The sequence below is a fragment of the Agromyces sp. NPDC058104 genome (assembly GCF_042884835.1).
GTDB lineage: Bacteria > Actinomycetota > Actinomycetes > Actinomycetales > Microbacteriaceae > Agromyces.
On sequence record NZ_JBHVTD010000001.1, the window covers coordinates 722,969 to 739,304 of the forward strand.

Consider the following 16,336-nt stretch of genomic DNA (forward strand, 5'->3'; position numbering starts at 1 on the left):
TCGTGCGAGATCAAGCCTACTTGGACGGCCGCCGCCAGGACGTCGGTCGCGTGCTAGCCGAGCTCGATCACCCGGTTGTCGATGAGCCGCGTCGACCCGACGCGTGCCGCGACGAGCGCGAGGGCGGGACCGGTCGCATCTCCGGCGACGGGCAGCAGGGTCTCGGGGTCGACGATGACGAAGTAGTCGAGCTCGGCGCCGTCGTGGTCGCCGAAGGCGGCCGCCGCCTCGGCGAGCGCCTCGGCGGGGCCCTCGCCCGCGGACTCGGCCGCGGCCGCCAGCGCCTCGGACAGCACGAGCGCCGTCGCGCGCTCGGCTGCGGAGAGGAACCGGTTGCGGCTCGACAGCGCGAGGCCGTCGTGCTCGCGCACCGTCGGGACGACCTCGAGCGCGAGCGGCAGGTCGAGGTCGCGCACCATGCGGCGCACGAGGTACACCTGCTGCGCGTCCTTCTGGCCAAAGACCGCGGTCTCGGGCGCGACGATGTTGAAGAGCTTCGCCACGACCGTGAGCATGCCGTCGAAGTGGCCCGGTCGCGACGCGCCCTCGTAGAGCGCACCGACCTCGCCCGCGACCACGCGCGTCGAGCTCGGGCCGTCGGGATACATCTCGGCCGCGGTCGGCGCGAACACGAACGCGACGCCGAGTTCGGCGAGGGCCGCCACGTCGGCGTCGAGCGTGCGCGGGTATCGGTCGAGATCTTCGCTCGGCCCGAACTGCAGCGGATTCACGAAGATCGACACGACGACGACGTCGGCGAGTTCGCGCGCCCGACGCACGAGCGCGAAGTGGCCGTCGTGCAGTGCGCCCATGGTCGGCACGAGCGCAACGGAGGCCCCCGCGGCGCGGCGCCCGTCGAGCAGCCCGCGGAGTTCGGCGATCGTCGTCACGACCCGGATGCCGGCGGTCGGCTCGACCACGACCTCGCTCACGAGCCACCTCCCAGCGGCCGGTCGAATCCGGCCCCGTCGATCGTACCGGCCCCGTCGGGCATCGGCCCGGCGTCGTGCCGGGCGAGCGCGTTCTCGACCGCGCTGCGCGCGAGCGACGCCAGCACCGCGCCCGGGCGGGCGACCCCGATGGCGTCGAGCTGCGTGCTGGCCTGGTCGACGATCGCGCTCGAGAAGGAGACCACGGTGTCGACCGCATCGCCGTAGGCGGCACGGTCGCCTTCGGCGATGATGAAGGGCTCGCCGCCCATCTCGACGACGAGCGCCTGGCCGATCGGGAGCACGGGCGCGGGCGCGGTCACGGCGAACCACGTGCCGGGCAGGCGGGCGAGGTCGACGCTCGTGCCGGTGAACGTCATCGCGGGGTGCACCGCGAGGGGGATCGCGCCCGAACGCCGGGCGGGGTCGAGCACACCGGCGCCGAACTTCGCCGAGGTGTGCAGCACGAGCTGGCCGGGCTGCCAGACCCCCGCGTCGGCGAGGCCCGCCACGAGCGACTCGAGCTCGTCGTCGGGCACCGCCAGCAGCACCAGTTCGCTGCGCTCGACGATCTCGGGCACGGCGAGCACCGGCACCCCGGCCAGCATGACCGACGCCCGCTCGCGACTCGACTCGGAGACCGCGGCGACCCCGGTGAGGGCGTGGCCCGCACCGCCGAGCGCGGCGGCGAGCACGGCGCCGACCCGGCCTGCGCCGATGGTGCCGACGCCGAGCCGCCCTGCGCGCTCAGCGGGCATGATCGGGGCCCGTCTCATCGGCGACGACCTCGGGCGAGGACGGCGCGGCAGGCGCGAGCGGCGCGACCGGCGCGACCGGCGCGATGTCGGCCGCGGTCGTCCCGGCTTCGACCGGCCGGCTCTCGAACGGCGCGGATGCCTCGGCCGCGGCGGCTCCGACCGCGCCCCAGTGGTGCGTGGTGTCGCTCGCGGCGCGATCGACGGCCTCCTCGGCGAGCCGCTCGAACAACCGCTCGGCCTCCTCGCGGTCGACGATGGGCAGCACCGCGCTCACCGGACCCGTCACGGTGTGCAGGCGCACCCCGGCGAGCCGCAGCCAACGGTCGATCGGGTCGATGGAGAGGGCGACCGATTGCATCCGAGCGAGCGGCACGAGCGTCAGGCTGCGCACGATCGCACCGCGACGGATGAGCGCGACGCCCGATGCCGCGGCCCAGCCGATGCGGCGCCACGAGAACGGGCGGAGCCAGGCGCCGCGACGCGGAGTGATCGAGAAGCCGCCCGCGCCGTCGCGGCCCGTCAGCCCGGAGGCGACGAGGGGCTCGACGTCGACAGCGGCATCGGGGATCAGCAGGGCGAGCACCCGGTGCACGTCGGCCGCCGTTCCAACGGGGAGCACGGTGGTGCGCTGCGCAGCCTCGTTCGAGGCGGTCACCGACTGGCCGGCGACGTTGATGCGGATCGACCACCAGCCGAAGGGCCGCCAGAAGACCCACTGCGTCGCCTCGACCGCGTGGATGCGGCCGGGCGGGATCGTCTGGTTGCCGGTCGAGAGGAGCCCGTGGCCGATGCGCACGCCGTCGGGCGTGCCGGCGATCGAGTAGCGCAGCGACTTGGTGATGCGCGACCACATGTAGCTCACGAGACCGATCGCCGCGGGCACGAAGCTGAAGAGCACCCACGCCTGGCCGGTGGTGATGCCGATGACGATGATCGCGACGAGGATGATCGCCCAGATGGTCGAACCGCCGAGGAGGGTCGAGCCGATCACCCGGCCGAGCGGCAGGTGCACGACCGACTCGGGCGGTGCGAGGTCGGGGTCGAGCTCGGGCGCGAGGAACTCGTCGACGCGCTGGCCCACGAGGGCGCCGGCACGCGATGCCGCCGGGGCGCGGCCCGGAACGGGCTGCCCCACGGCCGGTGCGGCGCTCGCGTCGCCCGCGGCGCCGGGTTCGTGATGGACGGCTGCGTCGGCGGGCGCGGCCTCGGCGCTCACCGGCCCGGTCACGGGCGGGGCGGCCTCGGCGCGCGCCGCGGCACGTTCGGCCCGGGCTCCGGAGGCGAGCCGCAGCACGTCGGCCCGCAGCCGGTCGGCGAGCGCCGAGCCGAGGTACGCCAGCTGCACGTTCGCCGACTGGCCGGCGACCGAGACCTCGAGCTTCGCGGTGCCGAACAGGCGGGCGAAGAGCGGGCGCGTGACGTTGATGCCCTGGATGCGGTCGAGGCGGGCGCTGCGGTGCGAACGGAAGAGGATGCCGCTGCGCACCTCGACCGCCTCGGGCGTCACCCGGAAGGTGTGCATGCGCCACGACAGCCAGAAGGCGAAGACGACCACGACGAGCACGACCGCGACGCCGAGTGTCGCCCAGCCGACGAGGCCGTGGCTGACGATGCCGCCGATGGGGTCGTTCGCCCAGTCGTCCTGCCAGGACCCGTAGCGGTCGCCGAGGTCGTCGCGGGTGGACGGCGAGAACACCGTGAGGAAGAAGTCGACCGCCCGTTCACGCAGGTTGGCGATCACGAAGCCGAGCACCGCGATGAAGACGAGTCCGCCGCGCAGCAGCGGGCTCGCCGGATGCAGTCGGTGCCACTCGCCGTCGGCGAGCGACACGGCCGGTGCCGGACGGACCGGAGCGCTCACAGCCCCGCCCGACGGGTCTCGGCGAGGGCCACGAGCTCGTCGCGGAGCCGGTCGGCCTCCTCCATCGGCAGCCCGGGCACGGTGACCGCGGTCGCCGCGGCGGCGGTGACGAACTTGAGGTCGGCGAGGCCGAGCGCGCGCGCGACGGGGCCGCGCGTGATGTCGACGAGCTGCATGCGGCCGTAGGGCACGGCGACCTGCCGCTGGAACATGATGCCGCGGCGGAAGACGAGGTCGTCGGCGCGCAGCCGGTACTGGATGGAGCGCACGCGCCGCGGCTCGAAGGCGATGCCGACGAGCGAGACGACGCCGATCGCGACGGCCGCCCACAGCGCCCACTCCTGGTGCCAGAGGAAGTGCACGACGAGCGCGGCGCCGACGAAGATCACCATGCCGATGAGCGAGCCGACCACCTCGACGACGACGTACTTCGGCGAGACCCGACGCCACTCGTCGGAGCGGCGCGACTCGGCCGGGGCGGCGGCGTCGCCGTCGTGCTCGATCGGGGCGCGGTCGTGCTCAGGCATGCGCGTGTTCTTCCTTCTCGCTGTCGGGGTCGTCGGGGGGCAGCGTGCAGAACCACTCGGCGAGGAGCCCGCCGGCGAGCAGCAGCGCGGCGCCGATGGCGGTCGCGAACGCCAGCCACACCGTTCCGGCCGGTGCCACGACGCTGCGGGTGAGCAGGAACAGCCCGATGCCGAGCCCCACGCCGAGCACGAGGGCCCCGCTCAGGCTGCACGCCTTCGCGAGCACCGCGACGCGCATCGCGCGGAAGGGGTCGAGGTGCTTCGTCGCCCGGCCCTTCACGGCACGGCGGATCGGCCAGGCCAGCAGCACGACGATCACCGCGACGCCGAGCAAGGTGATCGGCAGCGAGAGCGGCGGCACGAGCGCCTTCGCGCCGGTGCTCACGATCGCGAGGTCGCCGAGATAGCCGATGACGACGCCGCCGAGCACGAAGGCGAGCAGGGTCGAGAAGTGCGTGCGCTTCATCGCCTGACCACCTCGTCGGATGCCTCGGCGCGGAGCGCCGCCACCGAGCCCCGCCCGGGAAGCACGGCATCGGGGTCGACGTCGAGCCACGGCGCGAGCACGAAGGCCCGCTGCCACGCCCGCGGATGCGGCAGCTCGAGGCGTGCGTCGACGAGCTCGATCCCGTCGACGTCGATGAGGTCGAGGTCGAGCGTGCGGTCGCCCCAGCGCTCGGCCCGCACCCGGCCCTGCGCGGTCTCGATGCCCTGCAGCACGTCGAGCAGCGCGTGCGGTTCGAGCGCGGTCTCGACGAGGAACACCCCGTTGAGGTACCCGGGGGCGTCATGGTCGACCCCCGTCGTCTTCAGCGCGGGCGTCTCGTAGAGCGGCGACACGGCGACGAGCTCGACGCCGTCGGCGTCGGCCAGGGCCCGTGCGGCGGCGGCGATCGTCTGCTCGCGGTCGCCGAGGTTCGCCCCGAAGGCGACGACGGCGCGGCTCATGCCCGGCGCCTGACGATCGTGACCGAGACATCCGCGAAGGGCACCGTGATCGGGGCCTGCGGCTTGTGCACCGTGACCTCGACCTCGTCGGCGGCGTCGAACGAGAGCGCGACGGCGGCGACCCGCTCGGCGACGGTCTCGATGAGGTCGACGGGGTCGCGCTCGACGGCGGCGACCACCTGCTCGGCGAGCTCGCCGTAGTGCACGGTGCGGGCGAGGTCGTCGCCCGACGCGGCGGCCGCGAGGTCGACGGCGACCGCCACGTCGATCACGAACTCCTGCCCCTCGGCGCGCTCGAAGTCGAACACCCCGTGGTGGGCGCGCACGCGCAGCCCGGTGAGCGTGATGCGGTCGCCCCGCCGAAGTCCGTGCTGTTCAGCCACGTCGTCCACTCTGCCACGCCCCGAGGACGTCGAGGGCGCGGCGCGTGCCGACGACGTCGTGCACGCGCACGCCCCACGCGCCCGCCTGCGCCGAGAGCACGCTCACGACGGCGGTCGGCAGGTCGCGTTCGGCGACGGCTGCGCCGTCGGGCAGCAGAGCACCGAGGAACCGCTTGCGCGAAGCCCCGACGAGGATCGGCAGCCCGAGCCCGGCGAGCACGTCGAGCCGTCCGAGCAGCTCCCAGTTCTGCTCGCCCCGCTTCGAGAACCCGAGGCCGGGGTCGAGGATGAGCCGGTCGTGGGCGATGCCCGCGCGGAGGAGCGCCTCGACCCTGGCGGCGAGTTCGTCGCGCACCTCGGCGGCGACGTCGTCGTACTCGGCGAGCTGGTCCATGCGGTCGGAGTGGCCGCGCCAGTGCATCGCGACGTAGTGCGCGCCCGTCTCGGCGGCGACCCCGGCCATCTCGGCATCGGCGAGGCCGGCCGAGACGTCGTTGATGATCTCGGCGCCCGCCTCGACCGCCGCGCGTGCGGTGGCGGCGCGCATCGTGTCGACGCTGACCCGGATGCCCCGGCCCACGAGCTCGCGGATGACCGGCACCACGCGGCGCAACTCCTCGTCGGGCTCGACGCGGGCCGCACCGGGTCGCGTCGACTCCCCGCCGACGTCGACGAGGTCGGCGCCCTGCGCGACGAGCTCCACCCCGTGCGCGATGGCGGCATCGGCGTCGAACCACCGGCCGCCGTCGCTGAACGAGTCGGGGGTGACGTTGACGACGCCCATGACGAGCGTCGACGGCGTCTCAGGCATCGCGCACCCCGATGAGGGCGATGATCTCGGCGCGGCCCGCGGGCTCGGCGAGCGCGCCCCGGCTCGCGATGGTCACGGTCGAGCTGCGCTCCTGGCGCGAGCCGCGGGTGGTCACGCAGCGGTGCTGCGCGTCGAGCACGACGAGCACGCCCTTCGGGTCGAGCCCGGCGACGAGCGCGTCGGCGATCTCCTCGGCGAGGCGTTCCTGCAGCTGCGGCCGGCGGGCCAGGGTGTCGACGACGGCGGGGATCCGGCCGAGGCCGACCACCTTCTCGCCGGGGAGGTAGGCCACGTGCGCGGTGCCCACGAAGGGCAGCAGGTGGTGCTCGCACACCGAGCGGAAGGCGAGGTCGCGCAGGATCACGGCGTCGGACGTCGCCGGCACGCCGGCCTCGGTCGACCCGAGCGGCACGGTGTCGGCGAGGTGGCTCAGCGGATCGACGTCGAGGCCGCCGAAGAAGTCGGCGTACGCCTCGGCGACCCGCTGCGGGGTGCGCTCGAGGCCGGGACGCGCGGGATCCTCCCCGATCGCGAGGAGGATCTCGAGCACGGCCCGCTCGATGCGTTCGGCATCCACTCCGGCCATGTCAGCCCTTCAGCCGGCGGCGGTCAGGCCGTCGCCGGTCGCGGGTTCGACCGCGGCGAGCGGGCCGCGGGGGCCTCCTCGGGCAGCTCGCTCGAGTCGACGCCGCCGTCGACGGCGCCCTGGTCGATGGGCAGCTTGTCTTCGGGGAACGTGATCGGCGGGATGTCGGAGACCGGGCGCTTGTCGCTCGAGAGCCACAGCGGGCGCTCGGGCAGCTTGCGGACGTCCTTGAAGATCTCGGCGATCTGGTTGTGGTCGAGCGTCTCGTGCTCGAGCAGCTCGGCCGCGAGCCTGTCGAGAATGTCGCGGTTGTCGTTGAGCACCTGCCAGGCCTCGTCGTGCGCCTGCTCGATGAGGGTGCGGACCTCGAGGTCGACGCGCTCGGCGATCTCCTCCGAGTAGTCGCGCTGGTGCCCCATGTCGCGACCGAGGAAGACCTCGCCCTGCGACTGGCCGAGCTTCACCGCGCCGACGTTGGCCGACATGCCGTACTCGGTGACCATCTTGCGGGCGGTCGAGGTGGCCTTCTCGATGTCGTTGGAGGCGCCGGTCGAGGGGTCGTGGAACACGATCTCCTCGGCGACGCGGCCGCCCATGGCGTAGGTGAGCTGGTCGAGCAGCTCGTTGCGGGTGACCGAGTACTTGTCTTCGAGCGGCATGACCATCGTGTAGCCGAGGGCACGGCCGCGCGGGAGGATCGTGATCTTCGTCACCGGGTCGGTGTAGTTCATCGCCGCCGCGGCGAGGGCGTGGCCGCCCTCGTGGTACGCGGTGATGAGCTTCTCCTTGTCCTTCATGACGCGGGAGCGGCGCTGCGGGCCGGCGATCACGCGGTCGACGGCCTCGTCGAGCGCGCGGTTGTCGATGAGCTGCGCGTTCGATCGCGCGGTGAGCAGCGCGGCCTCGTTGAGCACGTTGGCGAGGTCGGCGCCCGTGAAGCCCGGCGTCTTGCGCGCGAGCACCTCGAGGTCGACGCCGTTCGCGAGCGGCTTGCCCTTCGAGTGCACCTCGAGGATCTTCTGGCGGCCCTTGAGGTCGGGGGCGTCGACGCCGATCTGGCGGTCGAACCGGCCGGGGCGCAGCAGCGCGGGGTCGAGGATGTCGGGGCGGTTGGTCGCCGCGATCAGGATGACGTTGGTCTTCGGGTCGAAGCCGTCCATCTCGACGAGCAGCTGGTTCAGCGTCTGCTCGCGCTCGTCGTGACCGCCGCCGAGGCCGGCGCCGCGGTGGCGGCCGACCGCGTCGATCTCGTCGACGAAGATGATGGCCGGCGCGTTCTGCTTGGCCTGGTCGAAGAGGTCGCGCACGCGGGATGCACCGACGCCGACGAACATCTCGACGAAGTCGGAGCCCGAGATCGAGTAGAAGGGCACGCCCGCCTCGCCGGCGACGGCGCGCGCGAGCAGGGTCTTGCCCGTGCCGGGAGGGCCGTACAGCAGCACGCCCTTCGGGATGCGGGCGCCGACGGCCTGGAACTTCGCGGGCTCCTTCAGGAACTCCTTGATCTCGTGGAGCTCCTCGATCGCCTCGTTCGCGCCGGCGACGTCGTCGAAGGTGACCTTCGGGCTCTCCTTCGAGACGAGCTTCGCCTTCGACTTGCCGAACTGCATGACGCGGTTGCCGCCGCCCTGCATGCCCGACAGCATGATCCAGAAGAAGACGCCGATGAGCAGCAGCGGCAGGAGGATGCCGAGCATCGACATGAACCAGTTCGGCTGCGGCACCTCGTCGTTGTAGCCGTCCTTCGGGTCGGCGGAGTCGACCGCGGCGACCACGTCGGCGCCGCGGGGCGTCACGTAGTAGAACTGCACCTGCTTGCCGAGCTTCTCGTCTTCCTCAGCGAGGGTGAGGTCGACGCGGTTCTCACCGTCGACGATCTTCACGGCGGCGACCTTGCCGTCGCTCAGCAGCTCGAGTCCCTCCTGCGTCGACACCTCTTTGAAGCCGGACGCGGTGATGAGGCTCGAGCCGATCCACACGGCGACGATCGCGAGCAGGATGTAGATGATCGGCCCGCGGAAGACCTTCTTCATGTTCATGATCTTGCAAGGCTACCCCGACGGTACTGGACGACGGCTGCCTGTTCGCTGAAAGCGCGCAGCGCATGAAGCGAACCGACCGGCACAGCCGCTGAAAGCGCGCAGCGCGCCCTACTCGACCGCCGCCGCCGCGTCGCGGCGGCTCCGGCGCAGCCCGAGCAGGTACGGCATGCCGAGCCCGGCCGCGGCGAAGGTGCGCCCGAGGCGCCCGCGGACGGACGGCCCCGGCAGCGGGGGCAGCTCGGCGTCGAGATCGCCGACGTCGACGAAGTACGCGCGCACGGTGCCGATGCCCTCGAGGTCCTGCGAGATCTCGTGCACCTCGGCGGGCAGCGCGCCCGCGCCGGTGCGGTGGAGCTCGTCGGAGAGCAGCACGTACTCGGGGATGGAGACGGGGTTCTTGAGCATGCGGTGCACGTGGATGACGTCGATGCCGACGAGCTTGATGCGCTCGCGGATCGTCTGCGTGGCCACGTCGCCGACGTGCGCGACGAACTTGAGCTTGAGCTCCGCGGCCTCCTTGCACCCCGCGCAGGGGCAGAGGTTCGCGGCGACGTTCTGTCGCTCGAGATGGAACGCCCGGTGCATCGCGGCGGCGGTCGCGAGGATCTCGGCGACCGCGGCATCCGAATCGTGGCCGTCGGCCTGCTTCGAGAGGAAGGCCGCATCGCCCTCGATCTCGATGAGGTCGTACCCGGGCGCGGCGTCGATCATCTTGTCGAGCATGCGCGCCGTGTTGACCTCGGCGTGCGCGAGGCTGAACCGGTGGGAGCTCATGTAGTCGGTGTATCCGCCGATGTCGGCGATCAGCAGTACCGCGCGGCCGGACTCCATGGGCTCAGGGTGCCATCGATGCCCGAGCGCCTCAACCCCGCGAATCGGGGGTGGCCGGCGGCTCGTCGGAGTGCTCGCCCGGTTCGTAGCGCTCGAGGAGGTCGTCGACCTCGGACTCGGCCTGCTGCGCGCTCGGCGTGTAGCCGAGCACGACGGGGAGGAACCGGTCGGAGGCCAGCGCGCGCATCCGCAGCTCGGTCGCGGCGGTGACCGTCGCCGTCCGGCGCGTGCGGCGCAGCAGGGCGATCTCGCCGAACCCCTCCCCCTCGCCGAGCGTCGCGACCACCCGGCCGTCGCCCACGACCTCGGCGCGACCGGACTCGATGAGGTAGTAGCGATCGCCGAGGTCGCCCTGCCGGAACACCGCGTCGCCGCGCGCGACGGTGACGGGATCGAGTCCGCGGGCGAGCTGCTCGACGGAGGGCAGCGGGAGGGGTCGGAACATCGCGACCCCGCGGAGGAGCCGCACGTCGTCGTCGAGCTCGCCCACCGAGCGGTCGAGGCGGCGCAGCGGATGCCACGTCAGCACCGCGAGCACCGGGCAGACGAGCCCGATCGCGATGAGCGCGGTCTGCACGCCGAACAGCTCGACCATCGTCGACGCGACCACGGCGCCGATGCCGATGAACACGGCGACGAGGCTCTCGAGCACGCCGAAGACGCGCGCCAGCACGTCGTCGGGGGCCATCCGGCCGATCAAGGTGAAGCCGGCGACGTCGATCAGCGCGTTGCCGACACCGATGAAGGCGAGCAGGCCGAGCGCCGTCGAGCCCTGCGGCGCGAGGCCGACGAGCGTCAGCGGCAGGCCCCAGAGTCCGACGCCGACCGCGAACCAGGCGCCGAGCCGCCCGGTGCCCACGAGCAGCGAGGCGGCGAGCGAGCCCAGCACCGCACCGACCCCGACCGCGGTCATGAGCGCCCCGACGCCGGGTTCGCCGGTGCCGAGCAGCTCGATCGCCACGACGACGGAGAGCACGGTCAGCGCGCCGCGGGTGAGGGCCTGCGCCGAGGCGAGGCCGAGGACGAGCAGCAGGCCGGGGCTCCGGCCGACCGCCCGCAGGCCGTCGAGGGCTTCGGCGGCGAGATTCCGGCGCGCCGGCGCAGCCGGTCTCGGCGGCGCCTCGTAACGCAGCCCCACGAGCAGCGCCGCCGCGCCGAACGAGGCGGCCGCCGCGACCGCGAACACGACGTCGACGCCCGCGATCTGCAGGAGCACCGCCGCGAGCAGCGGACCGACGAGGGTGGCGGCCGAGTCGAGGAGCCCGCGCACCATGTTGGCGCTCGCGAGCTCGTAGCCGGTGCGGCAGAGCGAGGGCAGGAGCGCCGAGTGCGCGGGGCGGTAGAGCGTCGCGGCGATCGTCGAGAGCACGGCGAGGGCGTAGACGACGGCCGGCGGCCCGGCCAGGGCGACCACGGCCGCGGCGGCTGCGGTCGCGATCCCGCGGACGACCGACACGAGGATGAGCACCCGCTCGCGCCGGCCCCGATCGGCGATCGGCGAGAGCAGCGGGGCGAAGATCGCCGACGGGACCATGCGCAGCAGCCCGACGAGGCCGAGCGCCGCGGCGCCGCCGTCGCGGTAGGCGACGATCCCGAGCGCCACCGTGAACGCCCATTCGGCCGTCCACGCGCCGAGGAAGCTCAGCTGCGCGCGCCGCAGGTCGGGGTTCTGCACGTTGCTCGCGAAGGCGGCGGCAGCGTCACGCAGTCTGCTTCGGCGGCCGCCCTCGCCCATGGCACGACTCTAGGGCGTCCGCCGCGGCGCCGCAGGGCGGTGTGCCCACCCCAGTCCGGGTGACCCCGTCGGGGCCGTCGGGCTCAGCTGTAGACGTGGGGCGCGAGGATCGCGACGTCGCGGAGGTTGCGATAGCGCTCGGCGTAGTCGAGCCCGTAGCCGACGACGAACTGGTTCGGGATGTCGAAGCCGAGGTACTTCACGCCGACCTCGACCTTGGCCGCGTCGGGCTTGCGGAAGAGGGCGCAGATCTCGACCGACTCGGCGCCGCGCGACTCGAGGTTGCCGAGCAGCCAGCTGAGGGTGAGGCCGGAGTCGATGATGTCTTCCACGATGAGCACGTGACGGCCGGTGAGGTCGGCGTCGAGGTCCTTCAGGATGCGGACGACGCCGCTCGATTGCGTGCCCGCGCCGTACGAGGAGACGGCCATCCAGTCCATGTTGACGTGGCACTTGAGCTCGCGGGCGAGGTCGGCCATGACCATGACCGCGCCCTTCAGCACGCCGACGAGCAGCAGGTCCTTGCCGTCGTAGTCGGCTTCGATCTGGCGCGCGAGCTCGGCGAGCTTCGTGTGGATCTCCGCTTCGGTGACGAGGGTCTCGGTGAGGTCGGCCTGAATCTCGCGCGCATCCATGCGGTAAATCCTAAACGAGTCCGACCGGACGGTCAGTGGTCGTGCTCGAGGACCTCGGTCGACCCGGTCGTCGAGAACACGAGGTGAGCGCCGGCGCGCGTGACCAGCGCGCCGCCCGGCAGGTCGATCGGCCCCTGGCCGTGCCACTCGGTCACGAGGCGCGCCACCTCGAGCGTCTGGGTGCGGCTGAGCGAGACCCCGAACTCGCTCGCGACGACGTGCCGGATGATGCGCTGCCTGAGCGCGGCGGGGTTCGCGGCGAGCGCGGCGACCGAGACGGCGATGCCGGCCTCGGCCGGTTCGCAGATCTCCTCGATGAACTCCTCGATCTGCTCGGCGAAGGCGGCGTCGTCCTCGCGCAGCTGCTCGGCGGTGCGTGCGAGCGCCTCGGCGATGCCCGGGCCGAGCTCGGCCTCGAGCACCGGCAGCACGCGTTCGCGCACCCGCACCCGTGCGTAGGCCGGGTCGAGGTTGTGCGGGTCGTCCCACGGCGCGAGGCCGGCGTCGAGGCAGGCCTGCCTGGTGGTCGCCCGGCGGATGCCGAGGAGCGGCCGCGCGTACCGACCGGCGACGGGCGCCATGCCCGAGAGGCTCGCCGAGCCCGATCCGCGGGCGAGTCCGAGCAGCACGGTCTCGGCCTGGTCGTCGAGGGTGTGGCCCAGGAGCACGAGTGCGGCGCCGGTCTCGCGAACGGCCGCGTCGAGTGCGGCGTAGCGCGCATCGCGAGCGGATGCCTCGGGCCCGCCCTCGCCGCCGACCTCGACGCGCCGCACGAGCACCGGGTCGAGCCCGAGCTCGCGGGCGGTGCGCGCCGTGCGCTCGGCGACCTCGGCGGAGCCGGGCTGGAGGCCGTGGTCGACGATCACCGCGCCGGCGGCGAGGCCCGCGCGGGGCGCCTCGAACGCGGCGGCCGCGGCGAGCGCGAGCGAGTCGGCGCCGCCCGAGAGGGCCACGAGCACGGCACCGCCGTCGGGCAGCACGGCGCGCACCGCGCGTCGGACGTCGGCGATCGGCGGAGTCAATCGCGGTCGGCGGGGCTCCGTGGCATCCGTGTGCTCGTCAGAAGGCATCGGGGTAACCTTATTCCGCCGCGTGCCGAGTGCCCGGCGAGACTTCATCACAAGGAGAGAGCATGGGCGAGTACAACGCCGTCATCGAGATCCCCAAGGGGAGCCGCAACAAGTACGAGGTCGACCACGAGACCGGGCGGGTGTTCCTCGACCGCGTGCTCTACACCGGGTTCGTCTACCCGACCGACTACGGCTTCTTCGAGAACACCCTCGGCGACGACGGCGACCCGCTGGACGTGCTCGTGCTGCTCGAGTACCCGCTCTTCCCGGGCGTCGGCGTGAAGGTGCGACCGGTCGGCGTCTTCCACATGACCGACGACGGCGGCGGCGACGCCAAGGTCATCGCGGTGCCCGCCGGCGACCCCCGCTGGAACCACATCCAGGACGTCGACTCGATCCCCGAGTTCACCCGCAAGGAGATCGAGCACTTCTTCGAGCACTACAAGGACCTCGAGCCCGGCAAGTGGGTCAAGACCGAGGGCTGGGCCAATGCGGCCGAGGCCGAGGCGCTCATCCAGAAGGCGATCGAGGCCTTCCCCGGTCACTGAGCGATCGAGACCCGCGGATGCCACGTGGCATCCGGCGCACCGAAGGGGGCGAGCCGCACGGCTCGCCCCCTTCGTCGTGCTCGGGGCTCAGCCCGCCGGCCGCGCCGCGGCCGAGGGACTGCCCCAGATGAAGTACTCGCGCACCGGCACGCCTTCGCGCGGGGCCTCGAGGATGCGGCCGCCGCCGAGGTAGATCGCGACGTGGTAGTAGTCGCCGCCCGAGCCCCAGAACAGCAGGTCGCCGCGCTGGATGCTGCCGAGCGAGACCGCCTTGCCGCGGCCCGCGAGCGTGTAGTACTGGTTCGTGGCGGAGTGCGTGCCGATGCCGATGCCCGCGTAGCCGTACGCCTCCCGGGTGAGGCCCGAGCAGTCCCACACGTCGGGGCCGGCTCCGCCGAGCACGTACCGCTCGCCGAGCTGCTGCCGTGCGAACGCGATCGCCGTCTCGACGGCGTTCTGGTTCGGGGGCTTCGGATTCGGGTTCGGAGCCTGTCCGCCGCCGCTGCCGCCGCCTGAGCCGCCGCCGCTCGAACCGCCGCCGCTGTTGCCGTTCCCTCCCCCGCTCGATCCGCCGCCGGAGCCGCCGCCGTTCGACGCCTCCTCCTCGGCCTCCTCGAGCGCCGCCTCGGCCGCCTCGCGCGCCTGGCCCTCGACGCGCTCGCGCTCGAGCGCCGCGGTCGTGTCCTTCAGCGAGGCGAGCTGCGCGTAGAGCTCGGCCGAGCGCTGCTCGGCCGCCGCCACCGCCGCGAGCGCCTCGTCGGCGGCCGCCCGCGCGTCGTCGGCGCGGGCCTCGGCGAGCGCGGCGAGCCGTTCGTGCTCGGCTCGCGCCTCCGTCGCCTGTGCGCGCAGCGCCTCCGCCGCGTTCCGGTCGCTCCTCGCCTGCTCGTAGACGCCCTGCGACTGCTCGCCGAGCTTCGACGCGATGCCGAGCTGCTTCAGCAGCCCGTCGACGTCGTCGCCGCTGAACACGAGCTCGGCCGACAGGTCGTTGCCGGCGGTGCGCGCGAGGTGCGCCGCGAGCAGCCCGGCGCGCATCTTGGAGATCTCGGCGACCGCCTCGGCCTCCTCGGCCTGCTTGCGCAGCGTCTCCACCTTCTCGGCGGCGCGATCGCGTGCGTCGACGGCGACCCGGTAGGCCTCGTCGGCGACCATCGAGACCTGCACCGCGGCATCCGCCGTCTGCTGCAGGCCGGCGAGCAGCTCGCCCAGCCGGCCGATCTCGGCCTGCTTCGTCGCCTCGTTCTGCTTGGCCTGCTCGATCTCACCCCACGACGGGTAGTCGGGCTCGGCCGCCGCGGGCGGGCCGACGAGCCCGATCGAGGCGGTCACCGCGCCGACCGCCACCGCGGAGAAGACGGTCGCGGGCTTCACCCGCGAGACGGGCCTCGTGCGGTGCTCAGCCAAGGTAGACCCCCCGGTTCGCCATGAACGGCACGGGGTCGATGCGGTTCCAGCCGTCGTAGACCTCGAAGTGCAGGTGGCACCCCGTCGACGCGCCGGTCGTGCCCGACCAGGCGATCTGCTGACCCGACGAGACCCACTGCCCCGAGCCGACGAGCAGTCCGCCGTCGACGATGTGCGCGTAGCCCGTCGAGATGCCGCCGCCGTGGTTGATCTTCACGAAGTTGCCGTAGCTGCCCGACCAGCCCGAGTAGGTGACGGTGCCGCTGTTCGCCGCGTAGATGGGCGACCAGCACCCGGTCGCCAGGTCGGTCGCGTAGTGGAACGGGTTCGAGCAGTAGCCGCCGCCGCAGATGACCTCGCGGGGGCCGTAGTCGCCCGAGATCCATCCCGAGGCCGGCAGCGCCCAGCCCGAGGTCGCGACGCCGCCCGGCGAGCCGTTCTCCATCGCCTCGCGGCGACGGCGCTCCTCCTCCTTGCGGCGGCGCTCCTCTTCCTCCTTGCGCTTGCGCTCGCCCTCCTCGTAGGCCGCCGTGGTCTTCGCCTCGGCGTCCTTCAGGAACTTCAGCTGCGCCTCGAGCTCGATCTTCTTCGCCTGCGACTCGGCGAGCGCGGCCTCGGCGGCCGCCTGGGCCTCCTGCGCCGCCTTGAGCGCGGCCTCGGCGGCGACCCGCAGTTTCTCGCGCTCGCCCTGCGCGACCTCGGCCTGGTCGCCGAGCGACTGGGCGGAGTTCGCCTTCTCCTGCGCGGTGCGGTACACCTCGGAGCTGCGCTCGACCATCTGGCTCATGTTGCCGAGCTTCGAGAGCAGCGCATCGGTCGACTTCGCGTTGCCCGCCTCGAGGAAGAGGCTCACGCTGAGGTCACCGGTGCCCGTGCGGTAGAGCTGCGCGGCGACCTGCCCGGCGTTCTGCTCGGCCTCGGCCGCCTCGGCCGCGGAGGCATCGGCCTCGGCCTGGATCTGATCGGCCTTGCGCACCGCGTCGTCGTACTTCTGCTGCGCGACGAGCAGTTCGTCGGTGCGTCGCTGCGCCTCGAGCCGGGTGCGTTCGACGTTCGCCTCGAGCTCGCCGATGAGCCCGGTGATCTCCTCGACCGCCGCGGCGCCCGCGGCGGTGTCGGCCTTGGCCTGCTCGACCTCGTCCCAGGTGGGGTAGTCGGCGGCGAGCGCGCTCTGCGGCGCGGCCACGGAGCCGACGAGGGCCAGCGCGACGAGCGCGGCGCCGGCGAGCACACGGCGCGCGATGCTCGGTGGCGCCGGCGGGCTCGTT

General features: G+C 73.1%; 17 protein-coding genes. 1 reads left to right on the plus strand and 16 read right to left on the minus strand.

The window, feature by feature from the left end; translation table 11 throughout:
* Positions 1-53: 53 nt before the first annotated feature.
* The 14 genes from panC to tilS all read right to left on the minus strand — a co-directional run bounded on the left by panC (position 54) and on the right by tilS (position 13,116).
* Positions 54-932 carry a pantoate--beta-alanine ligase gene (gene panC, locus ACFVTH_RS03485; RefSeq protein ID WP_387086776.1) on the minus strand — a complete coding sequence of 293 codons (879 nt, stop codon included), beginning with the start codon at positions 930-932 and terminating at the stop codon, positions 54-56.
* Positions 929-1,687 carry a Rossmann-like and DUF2520 domain-containing protein gene (locus ACFVTH_RS03490; RefSeq protein ID WP_387086778.1) on the minus strand — a complete coding sequence of 253 codons (759 nt, stop codon included), beginning with the start codon at positions 1,685-1,687 and terminating at the stop codon, positions 929-931. Before ACFVTH_RS03490 ends, panC begins: the two co-directional genes overlap by 4 nt.
* Positions 1,677-3,548: a PH domain-containing protein gene (locus ACFVTH_RS03495; RefSeq protein ID WP_387086780.1), complete on the minus strand. Its 1,872-nt coding sequence runs from the start codon at positions 3,546-3,548 to the stop codon at positions 1,677-1,679. The genes ACFVTH_RS03490 and ACFVTH_RS03495 overlap by 11 nt, the downstream gene beginning before the upstream one ends.
* Positions 3,545-4,075: a PH domain-containing protein gene (locus ACFVTH_RS03500; RefSeq protein WP_387086782.1), complete on the minus strand. Its 531-nt coding sequence runs from the start codon at positions 4,073-4,075 to the stop codon at positions 3,545-3,547. The genes ACFVTH_RS03495 and ACFVTH_RS03500 overlap by 4 nt, the downstream gene beginning before the upstream one ends.
* On the minus strand, positions 4,068-4,541 hold the full coding sequence (locus tag ACFVTH_RS03505) for a DUF3180 domain-containing protein (RefSeq protein WP_387086784.1): 474 nt from the start codon (positions 4,539-4,541) through the stop codon (positions 4,068-4,070). Before ACFVTH_RS03505 ends, ACFVTH_RS03500 begins: the two co-directional genes overlap by 8 nt.
* Positions 4,538-5,023, minus strand: coding sequence for a 2-amino-4-hydroxy-6-hydroxymethyldihydropteridine diphosphokinase (folK, locus tag ACFVTH_RS03510; protein ID WP_387086786.1), 486 nt, complete (start codon positions 5,021-5,023; stop codon positions 4,538-4,540). Before folK ends, ACFVTH_RS03505 begins: the two co-directional genes overlap by 4 nt.
* Entirely contained in the window at positions 5,020-5,406 is a 387-nt protein-coding gene (gene folB / locus ACFVTH_RS03515; RefSeq protein WP_387086788.1) for a dihydroneopterin aldolase, read from the minus strand. The genes folK and folB overlap by 4 nt, the downstream gene beginning before the upstream one ends.
* Positions 5,399-6,217 carry a dihydropteroate synthase gene (folP, locus tag ACFVTH_RS03520; RefSeq protein ID WP_387086790.1) on the minus strand — a complete coding sequence of 273 codons (819 nt, stop codon included), beginning with the start codon at positions 6,215-6,217 and terminating at the stop codon, positions 5,399-5,401. Before folP ends, folB begins: the two co-directional genes overlap by 8 nt.
* Entirely contained in the window at positions 6,210-6,803 is a 594-nt protein-coding gene (gene folE, locus ACFVTH_RS03525; RefSeq protein ID WP_387086792.1) for a GTP cyclohydrolase I, read from the minus strand. The genes folP and folE overlap by 8 nt, the downstream gene beginning before the upstream one ends.
* Positions 6,804-6,826: 23 nt before the next feature.
* On the minus strand, positions 6,827-8,842 hold the full coding sequence (gene ftsH / locus ACFVTH_RS03530) for an ATP-dependent zinc metalloprotease FtsH (RefSeq protein ID WP_387086794.1): 2,016 nt from the start codon (positions 8,840-8,842) through the stop codon (positions 6,827-6,829).
* A 111-nt stretch (positions 8,843-8,953) separates the two neighbouring features.
* Positions 8,954-9,676 carry a DUF2652 domain-containing protein gene (locus tag ACFVTH_RS03535; protein WP_387086796.1) on the minus strand — a complete coding sequence of 241 codons (723 nt, stop codon included), beginning with the start codon at positions 9,674-9,676 and terminating at the stop codon, positions 8,954-8,956.
* Between the two features lie 31 nt (positions 9,677-9,707).
* Complete coding sequence (locus ACFVTH_RS03540) at positions 9,708-11,411, minus strand: MFS transporter (protein WP_387086798.1); 1,704 nt, start codon at positions 11,409-11,411, stop codon at positions 9,708-9,710.
* Between the two features lie 83 nt (positions 11,412-11,494).
* Positions 11,495-12,046, minus strand: coding sequence for a hypoxanthine phosphoribosyltransferase (gene hpt / locus ACFVTH_RS03545; RefSeq protein WP_386939540.1), 552 nt, complete (start codon positions 12,044-12,046; stop codon positions 11,495-11,497).
* 32 nt (positions 12,047-12,078) lie between these two features.
* The gene (gene tilS, locus ACFVTH_RS03550; protein ID WP_387086801.1) at positions 12,079-13,116 is read right to left on the minus strand and encodes a tRNA lysidine(34) synthetase TilS; all 1,038 of its coding nucleotides are present in this window, start codon (positions 13,114-13,116) and stop codon (positions 12,079-12,081) included.
* Positions 13,117-13,178: 62 nt separating this feature from the next.
* On the opposite strand from tilS, the gene ppa reads away from it, so the two are divergent.
* Positions 13,179-13,664, plus strand: coding sequence for an inorganic diphosphatase (gene ppa / locus ACFVTH_RS03555; protein WP_231429998.1), 486 nt, complete (start codon positions 13,179-13,181; stop codon positions 13,662-13,664).
* Positions 13,665-13,751: 87 nt separating this feature from the next.
* On the opposite strand, the gene ACFVTH_RS03560 is transcribed toward ppa, so the two are convergent.
* Together ACFVTH_RS03560 and ACFVTH_RS03565 are read right to left on the minus strand one after the other, a co-directional pair.
* Complete coding sequence (locus ACFVTH_RS03560; RefSeq protein ID WP_387086803.1) at positions 13,752-15,068, minus strand: C40 family peptidase; 1,317 nt, start codon at positions 15,066-15,068, stop codon at positions 13,752-13,754.
* On the minus strand, positions 15,061-16,299 hold the full coding sequence (locus ACFVTH_RS03565; protein WP_387086805.1) for a M23 family metallopeptidase: 1,239 nt from the start codon (positions 16,297-16,299) through the stop codon (positions 15,061-15,063). The genes ACFVTH_RS03560 and ACFVTH_RS03565 overlap by 8 nt, the downstream gene beginning before the upstream one ends.
* Positions 16,300-16,336 lie beyond the last annotated feature (37 nt).

What these genes read in the sequence shown, in the direction of transcription:
- ACFVTH_RS03505 (WP_387086784.1), bottom strand. Translation starts at nt 4,541, where the DNA reads ATGAAGCGCACGCACTTCTCGACCCTGCTCGCCTTCGTGCTCGGCGGC.
- ACFVTH_RS03500 (WP_387086782.1), bottom strand. Translation starts at nt 4,075, where the DNA reads ATGCCTGAGCACGACCGCGCCCCGATCGAGCACGACGGCGACGCCGCC.
- ACFVTH_RS03490 (WP_387086778.1), bottom strand. Translation starts at nt 1,687, where the DNA reads ATGCCCGCTGAGCGCGCAGGGCGGCTCGGCGTCGGCACCATCGGCGCA.
- hpt (WP_386939540.1), bottom strand. Translation starts at nt 12,046, where the DNA reads ATGGATGCGCGCGAGATTCAGGCCGACCTCACCGAGACCCTCGTCACC.
- folP (WP_387086790.1), bottom strand. Translation starts at nt 6,217, where the DNA reads ATGCCTGAGACGCCGTCGACGCTCGTCATGGGCGTCGTCAACGTCACC.
- tilS (WP_387086801.1), bottom strand. Translation starts at nt 13,116, where the DNA reads ATGCCTTCTGACGAGCACACGGATGCCACGGAGCCCCGCCGACCGCGA.
- ACFVTH_RS03540 (WP_387086798.1), bottom strand. Translation starts at nt 11,411, where the DNA reads ATGGGCGAGGGCGGCCGCCGAAGCAGACTGCGTGACGCTGCCGCCGCC.
- folE (WP_387086792.1), bottom strand. Translation starts at nt 6,803, where the DNA reads ATGGCCGGAGTGGATGCCGAACGCATCGAGCGGGCCGTGCTCGAGATC.
- ftsH (WP_387086794.1), bottom strand. Translation starts at nt 8,842, where the DNA reads ATGAACATGAAGAAGGTCTTCCGCGGGCCGATCATCTACATCCTGCTC.
- ACFVTH_RS03535 (WP_387086796.1), bottom strand. Translation starts at nt 9,676, where the DNA reads ATGGAGTCCGGCCGCGCGGTACTGCTGATCGCCGACATCGGCGGATAC.
- ppa (WP_231429998.1), top strand. Translation starts at nt 13,179, where the DNA reads ATGGGCGAGTACAACGCCGTCATCGAGATCCCCAAGGGGAGCCGCAAC.
- folK (WP_387086786.1), bottom strand. Translation starts at nt 5,023, where the DNA reads ATGAGCCGCGCCGTCGTCGCCTTCGGGGCGAACCTCGGCGACCGCGAG.